The 6,018-nt window shown below is 45.1% G+C and carries 14 protein-coding genes; all 14 read right to left on the bottom strand.

Annotated elements, in window-relative coordinates; translation table 11 throughout:
• On the bottom strand, nucleotides 1-95 hold a 95-nt coding region (locus H5185_RS20815; protein WP_182743052.1), incomplete at its 3' end, for a KOW motif-containing protein.
• Between the two features lie 10 nt (nucleotides 96-105).
• On the bottom strand, nucleotides 106-474 hold the full coding sequence (gene rplN, locus H5185_RS20810) for a 50S ribosomal protein L14 (RefSeq protein ID WP_011635649.1): 369 nt from the start codon (nucleotides 472-474) through the stop codon (nucleotides 106-108).
• A gap of 177 nt (nucleotides 475-651) precedes the next feature.
• A complete protein-coding gene (gene rpsQ, locus H5185_RS20805) occupies nucleotides 652-900 on the bottom strand; it encodes a 30S ribosomal protein S17 (protein ID WP_124017688.1) in 249 nt (82 codons plus the stop codon).
• The gene (rpmC, locus tag H5185_RS20800; RefSeq protein ID WP_006083592.1) at nucleotides 900-1,091 is read right to left on the bottom strand and encodes a 50S ribosomal protein L29; all 192 of its coding nucleotides are present in this window, start codon (nucleotides 1,089-1,091) and stop codon (nucleotides 900-902) included. The genes rpsQ and rpmC overlap by 1 nt, the downstream gene beginning before the upstream one ends.
• Nucleotides 1,091-1,501 carry a 50S ribosomal protein L16 gene (gene rplP, locus H5185_RS20795; RefSeq protein ID WP_124017689.1) on the bottom strand — a complete coding sequence of 137 codons (411 nt, stop codon included), beginning with the start codon at nucleotides 1,499-1,501 and terminating at the stop codon, nucleotides 1,091-1,093. The genes rpmC and rplP overlap by 1 nt, the downstream gene beginning before the upstream one ends.
• A gap of 11 nt (nucleotides 1,502-1,512) precedes the next feature.
• Nucleotides 1,513-2,202 carry a 30S ribosomal protein S3 gene (gene rpsC / locus H5185_RS20790; RefSeq protein ID WP_124017690.1) on the bottom strand — a complete coding sequence of 230 codons (690 nt, stop codon included), beginning with the start codon at nucleotides 2,200-2,202 and terminating at the stop codon, nucleotides 1,513-1,515.
• A gap of 12 nt (nucleotides 2,203-2,214) precedes the next feature.
• The gene (gene rplV, locus H5185_RS20785) at nucleotides 2,215-2,547 is read right to left on the bottom strand and encodes a 50S ribosomal protein L22 (RefSeq protein WP_011635644.1); all 333 of its coding nucleotides are present in this window, start codon (nucleotides 2,545-2,547) and stop codon (nucleotides 2,215-2,217) included.
• Nucleotides 2,548-2,562: 15 nt separating this feature from the next.
• Complete coding sequence (gene rpsS, locus H5185_RS20780) at nucleotides 2,563-2,841, bottom strand: 30S ribosomal protein S19 (protein WP_006083596.1); 279 nt, start codon at nucleotides 2,839-2,841, stop codon at nucleotides 2,563-2,565.
• 14 nt (nucleotides 2,842-2,855) lie between these two features.
• The gene (gene rplB / locus H5185_RS20775; protein ID WP_124017691.1) at nucleotides 2,856-3,680 is read right to left on the bottom strand and encodes a 50S ribosomal protein L2; all 825 of its coding nucleotides are present in this window, start codon (nucleotides 3,678-3,680) and stop codon (nucleotides 2,856-2,858) included.
• Nucleotides 3,681-3,696: 16 nt separating this feature from the next.
• On the bottom strand, nucleotides 3,697-3,999 hold the full coding sequence (gene rplW, locus H5185_RS20770) for a 50S ribosomal protein L23 (RefSeq protein WP_011635642.1): 303 nt from the start codon (nucleotides 3,997-3,999) through the stop codon (nucleotides 3,697-3,699).
• Nucleotides 3,996-4,601: a 50S ribosomal protein L4 gene (gene rplD, locus H5185_RS20765; RefSeq protein ID WP_011635641.1), complete on the bottom strand. Its 606-nt coding sequence runs from the start codon at nucleotides 4,599-4,601 to the stop codon at nucleotides 3,996-3,998. Before rplD ends, rplW begins: the two co-directional genes overlap by 4 nt.
• 17 nt (nucleotides 4,602-4,618) lie before the next feature.
• Nucleotides 4,619-5,257: a 50S ribosomal protein L3 gene (gene rplC, locus H5185_RS20760; RefSeq protein ID WP_101033710.1), complete on the bottom strand. Its 639-nt coding sequence runs from the start codon at nucleotides 5,255-5,257 to the stop codon at nucleotides 4,619-4,621.
• A gap of 27 nt (nucleotides 5,258-5,284) precedes the next feature.
• The gene (rpsJ, locus tag H5185_RS20755) at nucleotides 5,285-5,596 is read right to left on the bottom strand and encodes a 30S ribosomal protein S10 (protein ID WP_011635639.1); all 312 of its coding nucleotides are present in this window, start codon (nucleotides 5,594-5,596) and stop codon (nucleotides 5,285-5,287) included.
• A 352-nt stretch (nucleotides 5,597-5,948) separates the two neighbouring features.
• Nucleotides 5,949-6,018: hypothetical protein (locus tag H5185_RS20750; protein ID WP_198552046.1), on the bottom strand; the 70-nt coding region annotated here is incomplete at its 5' end.

Here is a 6,018-nt window from a genome sequence, read left to right as displayed (position 1 = left end):
CCAGTAGGTAGAACTTGAGAAACCTTACCGCGGCTACCCTTGTCTTTACCTGCTAATATAATTACTTCGTCTTCACGACGGATTTTAGCTGCCATTTGAAGCTCCTTACAGTACTTCTGGTGCCAGCGAGACAATTTTCATGAATTTATCATTACGCAATTCACGTGTCACTGGGCCAAAGATACGAGTACCAATCGGTGCAAGGTTTGCGTTAAGCAATACCGCTGCATTCCGATCGAAGCGAATGACAGAACCGTCTGGACGACGTACGCCTTTCTTAGTACGGACTACCACCGCGTTATATACATCACCTTTCTTCGCTTTAGCGCGAGGAATCGCTTCTTTAACAGAAACTTTGATAATGTCGCCGATACCGGCATAACGACGATGAGAGCCACCCAAGACCTTAATACACTGAACTCTGCGTGCGCCGCTGTTACATGCGACGTCTAGAGTCGATTGCATTTGGATCATTTCAAGTGCTCCGCTATCGTTACTACACAATCCCACTATGGGAGTATATTTTGAACCAAAATCAAGCAATAATTTACTCAAAATTGGCGCGCAAGTATAACACACATTTTTGGAATGCATAGCAAAAAATACAAACGGCCCCAAATGCTGGAGCCGTTTACGTTAACCTAATAAAAATTAGGCTTTTGTTACTACTTCAGCTAGTGTCCAAGACTTAGTCTTAGATAGAGGGCGGCACTGGCTAATAGCCACGAAATCGCCTTCATTACACTGATTAGTTTCGTCATGTGCATGGATCTTAGTAGTACGCTTAATGTACTTCCCATAAATAGGATGTTTCACTTGGCGCTCAATAGCAACAGTAATAGACTTGTCCATTTTGTTGCTAATTACTTTACCTTGCAAAGTACGGATTTTATCAGACATTACGCACCTGCCTTAGAAGTAATAATGGTCTTAACACGTGCAATGTTACGACGCACTAGTTTCAACTGATTCGTTTGAGTCAACTGACCAGTAGCGTGTTGCATACGCAGGTTAAACTGCTCACGCAGCAGACCAAGTAATTCAGCGTTAAGTTCTTCAACGCTCTTTTCTCTTAGTTCGCTCGCTTTCATTACATCACCGTCTTAGTTACGAAGGTAGTCTTCAGAGGAAGTTTAGCAGAAGCTAAAGCGAAGGCTTCACGAGCCAACGATTCAGGAACACCACCCATCTCATAAAGAACCTTACCAGGTTGAATCTGACATACCCAGTATTCAACGTTACCTTTACCTTTACCCATACGCACTTCAAGAGGCTTAGAGGTAATTGGCTTGTCAGGGAAAACTCGAATCCAAATTTGTCCTTGACGTTTAACATGACGTGTCATGGCACGACGTGCAGATTCAATTTGACGTGCAGTTAAACGGCCACGGCCGACTGCTTTCAAACCGAAAGTACCAAAGCTAACTTCAGTACCGTTCGCTAGACCGCGGTTGCGGCCCTTGAACATCTTGCGAAACTTCATACGTTTAGGTTGCAGCATAAAAGTTTCTCCTATTTACCACGAGGCTTACGCTTAGGTTGCTGCTTCGGCTCTTCAATAGCTGGGATTAAACCATCTAGAACTTCGCCTTTGAAGATCCAAACTTTAATACCAATCACACCATACTGCGTGTGACTTTCTGCGGTTGAATAGTCGATATCAGCACGCAAAGTATGCAAAGGTACACGACCTTCACGATACCATTCTGCACGCGCGATTTCTGCGCCGCCTAAACGGCCGCTCACTTGAACTTTGATACCTTGAGCACCAATGCGCATTGCGTTTTGAACTGCGCGCTTCATAGCACGACGGAACATAACACGACGCTCTAACTGCTGAGCAATAGAGTCAGCAACGAGCTTAGCGTCTAATTCAGGCTTACGGATCTCAGCGATGTTGATTTGAGCAGTAGTGCCAGTGATTTTAGACACATGTGCACGTAATACTTCAACGTCTTCACCTTTCTTACCGATCACAATACCTGGACGGGCAGTGTGAATGGTAACGCGGATGCTTTTCGCTGGGCGTTCAATGACAATCTTAGATACTGATGCGGCTTTTAACTTTTCAGTTAAATATTGACGCACTTCCCAGTCGCTGTTCAGATTATTTGCATAGTCTGACTTATCTGCGTACCAGGTAGAGATCCAAGGCTTAGTGATACCCAGACGGATACCATTAGGATGTACTTTCTGTCCCATTGCTCTCTTCTCCTAGCGATCTGCTACAACCACAGTAATGTGGCTGGTACGCTTCATGATACGATCAGCGCGGCCTTTAGCACGTGGCATGATACGCTTCATTGTTGGGCCTTCATCTACGAAGACGGCTCCAACTTTAAGCTCATCAATGTCAGCACCTTCGTTGTGTTCGGCGTTTGCGATAGCTGAGTCAAGTACTTTTTTTACTAGTACGGCGGCTTTCTTGGGGCTGAATGTCAAAATCTCGAGCGCCTTAGAAACAGGCAATCCGCGAATTTGATCAGCAACTAGACGGGCCTTCTGCGCAGACGTACGAGCAAAACGATGTTTAGCTAAAACTTCCATCTTATTCCTCCCGTATTAACGCTTCTTCGCTTTCTTATCTGCAGCATGGCCGCGATAAGTGCGAGTTGGTGAAAATTCACCAAGCTTGTGGCCGATCATTTCGTCAGTTACGAACACAGGTACGTGCTGACGACCATTATGGACAGCGATGGTCAACCCAATCATATTAGGGATGATCATTGAGCGACGAGACCAAGTCTTAATTGGCTTTTTGTCTCCCGCTTCCATCGCTTTCTCTACCTTCTTCAGCAAGTGCAGGTCAATGAAGGGACCTTTCTTGAGAGAACGTGGCATGGCGAATCCTCTTACTATTTATTACGACGACGTACGATGTACTTATCAGTGCGCTTGTTGCTACGAGTTTTATAACCCTTAGTCGGCACACCCCATGGACTCACTGGATGACGTCCACCAGAAGTACGGCCTTCACCACCACCATGTGGATGGTCTACTGGGTTCATTGCAACACCGCGAACTGTAGGGCGTATGCCTCTCCAGCGCTTAGCACCTGCTTTACCTAACTGGCGTAGCATGTGTTCGGCATTACCAACTTCACCAAATGTCGCGCGGCAATCTACTGGAACTTTACGCATTTCGCCAGAGCGAAGACGTAGAGTTGCATAAGCACCATCACGAGCAACAACTTGTACATAAGCACCAGCTGAACGTGCGATTTGAGCGCCTTTACCAGGCTTCATTTCGACAGCGTGTACAACACTACCTACTGGAATGTTGCGTAACGGTCTAGCGTTACCAGTCTTGATTTCTGCATCCAAGCCAGATTGGATTGGGTCGCCAGCTTTCATGCCTTTTGCAGCAAGAATATAACGACGCTCACCATCTGCATACAGTACTAACGCAATGTGCGCTGTACGGTTTGGATCGTATTCAAGACGTTCAACTTTCGCAGGGATACCATCTTTGTTGCGTTTAAAGTCAACAATACGATAGTGCTGCTTATGTCCACCACCTACGTGGCGTACAGTGATACGGCCAGTATTATTACGGCCACCACTTTTAGATTTTTTCGCCAACAGGCCAGCAAAAGGTTTACCCTTATGCAGGTCCGTATTCACCACTTTAACTACGTGGCGACGACCTGGAGAGGTTGGCTTACACTTAATAACTGCCATGATAATTCTCCTTTGCTTATTCAGCGCCGCCGACGAAATCGATTTCAGCACCAGCAGCTAAAGTAACATAAGCTTTTTTCCAATCGATACGACGACCTACACGGCCACCGGTACGCTTGGTTTTGCCTTTATTAACTAAAGTGCGAACAGAATCAACTTCAACTTCAAATAGCTTCGCTACTGCAGCTTTAATCTCTGCTTTAGTTGCATCGATGGCTACGCGGAAAACTACAGTGTTGTTTTTCTCAGCAAGCACAGTACTCTTTTCAGAGATATGTGGACCAAGAATAACTTTTAGCAAACGTTCTTCGCGGATCATGCTAGCATCTCCTCGATTTGCTTCACTGCATCAGCAGTAACAAGAACAGTGTTGAATGCAATTAGACTAACTGGGTCAAGACCCGCTACGTCACGCACGTCAACTTTGTATAAGTTGCGAGCTGCTAAGAATAAATTCTCATCAACTTCTGCAGTAACAATTAGAACGTCTTCTAAGTTCATTGCTTTCAATTTAGCTTTCAGCTCTTTAGTTTTAGGAGCTTCAACACCAAACGATTCAACAACAACTAAACGCTCTTGACGTACCAATTCAGAGAAAATGCTCTTTAGAGCACCACGGTACATCTTCTTGTTAACTTTTTGGCTGTGATCTTGTGTTTTAGCAGCGAATGTTACGCCACCGCCACGCCAGATTGGGCCTTTAACACTACCGGCACGAGCGCGGCCTGTGCCTTTCTGGCGCCAAGGCTTTTTGCCTGAGCCAGTTACTTCCGCACGAGTCTTTTGAGCACGAGTGCCCTGACGCGCGTTTGCAGCATATGCTACAACTACCTGATGAACCAATGCCTCGTTAAAGTCACGGCCGAAGGTAGTTTCGGAAACTTCAAGAGCGCTCTGGGCGTCTTTCAATACCAATTCCATTACTATCTCCTCAGACCTTAAGCTTTAACTGCTGGCTTGATAATCAAGTCACCATTGGTAGCGCCTGGAACTGCGCCGCGTACTAACAACAAGTTACGCTCTGCATCAACACGTACTACGTGTAGATTTTGAGTTGTTACTTGCTCAGCACCCATATGGCCTGACATTTTCTTGCCTTTGAATACACGACCAGGCGTTTGGTTCTGACCGATAGAACCATTCGAACGGTGTGCCAAAGAGTTACCATGTGTCATATCTTGAGTACGGAAATTCCAACGCTTAACACCGCCTTGGAAGCCTTTACCTTTAGATTGACCAGTAACGTCTACTTTCACTGTCTCAGCGAAAATATCAACATTAATTTCAGCACCAACTTCAATGCCTTCGCCTTCACCATCTGCTAAACGCATTTCCCACAAACCACGACCGGCTTCTACGCCGCCCTTGGCAAAGTGACCTGCTTCTGCTTTAGTGATGCGATTGGCTTTTTTGGTACCAGTAGTCACTTGAAGTGCACGGTAACCGTCAGTTTCTAAAGTTTTCACTTGAGTAACACGGTTGCCTGCAATCTCGATTACTGTTACAGGGATTGACGTACCATCTTCAGTGAAGATGCGAGTCATACCCACTTTACGACCAATAAGACCGATAGCCATCTCTCAAACCTCTTCTAAGGATCTCAATTAACCTAAGCTAATCTGAACGTCGACACCAGCCGCAAGATCTAAACGCATTAACGCGTCTACAGTCTTTTCTGTTGGCTCTACGATGTCAACTAAACGCTTGTGGGTACGAATTTCGTACTGATCACGAGCATCTTTATTAACGTGCGGAGAGATCAAAACGGTATAACGCTCTTTGCGAGTAGGTAGTGGAATTGGACCACGAACCTGCGCGCCTGTACGCTTAGCAGTTTCAACGATTTCCGCTGTAGACTGATCAATTAAACGATGATCAAAGCCTTTCAAGCGGATACGGATTCTTTGGTTCTGCATTGACCAGAGCTCCTAAAATGGACATATAAAAAATCACCCTCTAGCTTCTTCCTAATGGAAAAGCAGAGCGAGATGATTTAACCGTTCGACTCCCAATCGGAGTCGCTGTGAAAATGAGTAACCTATTTGGTTAAACATTATAATTTACGCTACACTTGTCAGCGAGTGGGCAATTATACAGATCTTCTTTCTAAGATCAAGCCCATTGTGTAAATAGTCTTCAAAAGTCTTTTTACAATCAACTGCGGCGCATTTTACACATTCTATGAACGAATGCCAGCATTGATTATTAAATTTTAAAAATAAAAAAGGAAGCCTAAGCTTCCTTTTTTAGTGTTCACTAAAGTCGCTATTACGCGATGATTTTAGCTACAACACCTGCACCAACTGTACGGCCACCTTCACGGATAGCGAAACGTAAA

This window comes from Shewanella sp. SG44-6 (assembly GCF_014164185.1).
GTDB lineage: Bacteria > Pseudomonadota > Gammaproteobacteria > Enterobacterales > Shewanellaceae > Shewanella > Shewanella vesiculosa.
The sequence above is the reverse complement of the archived record's forward strand: the minus strand, read 5'-3'. Positions and strand labels throughout refer to the sequence as shown.

What these genes read in the sequence shown, in the direction of transcription:
- rplN (WP_011635649.1), bottom strand. Translation starts at nt 474, where the DNA reads ATGATCCAAATGCAATCGACTCTAGACGTCGCATGTAACAGCGGCGCA.
- rpsQ (WP_124017688.1), bottom strand. Translation starts at nt 900, where the DNA reads ATGTCTGATAAAATCCGTACTTTGCAAGGTAAAGTAATTAGCAACAAA.
- rpmC (WP_006083592.1), bottom strand. Translation starts at nt 1,091, where the DNA reads ATGAAAGCGAGCGAACTAAGAGAAAAGAGCGTTGAAGAACTTAACGCT.
- rplP (WP_124017689.1), bottom strand. Translation starts at nt 1,501, where the DNA reads ATGCTGCAACCTAAACGTATGAAGTTTCGCAAGATGTTCAAGGGCCGC.
- rpsC (WP_124017690.1), bottom strand. Translation starts at nt 2,202, where the DNA reads ATGGGACAGAAAGTACATCCTAATGGTATCCGTCTGGGTATCACTAAG.
- rplV (WP_011635644.1), bottom strand. Translation starts at nt 2,547, where the DNA reads ATGGAAGTTTTAGCTAAACATCGTTTTGCTCGTACGTCTGCGCAGAAG.
- rpsS (WP_006083596.1), bottom strand. Translation starts at nt 2,841, where the DNA reads ATGCCACGTTCTCTCAAGAAAGGTCCCTTCATTGACCTGCACTTGCTG.
- rplB (WP_124017691.1), bottom strand. Translation starts at nt 3,680, where the DNA reads ATGGCAGTTATTAAGTGTAAGCCAACCTCTCCAGGTCGTCGCCACGTA.
- rplW (WP_011635642.1), bottom strand. Translation starts at nt 3,999, where the DNA reads ATGATCCGCGAAGAACGTTTGCTAAAAGTTATTCTTGGTCCACATATC.
- rplD (WP_011635641.1), bottom strand. Translation starts at nt 4,601, where the DNA reads ATGGAATTGGTATTGAAAGACGCCCAGAGCGCTCTTGAAGTTTCCGAA.
- rplC (WP_101033710.1), bottom strand. Translation starts at nt 5,257, where the DNA reads ATGGCTATCGGTCTTATTGGTCGTAAAGTGGGTATGACTCGCATCTTC.
- rpsJ (WP_011635639.1), bottom strand. Translation starts at nt 5,596, where the DNA reads ATGCAGAACCAAAGAATCCGTATCCGCTTGAAAGGCTTTGATCATCGT.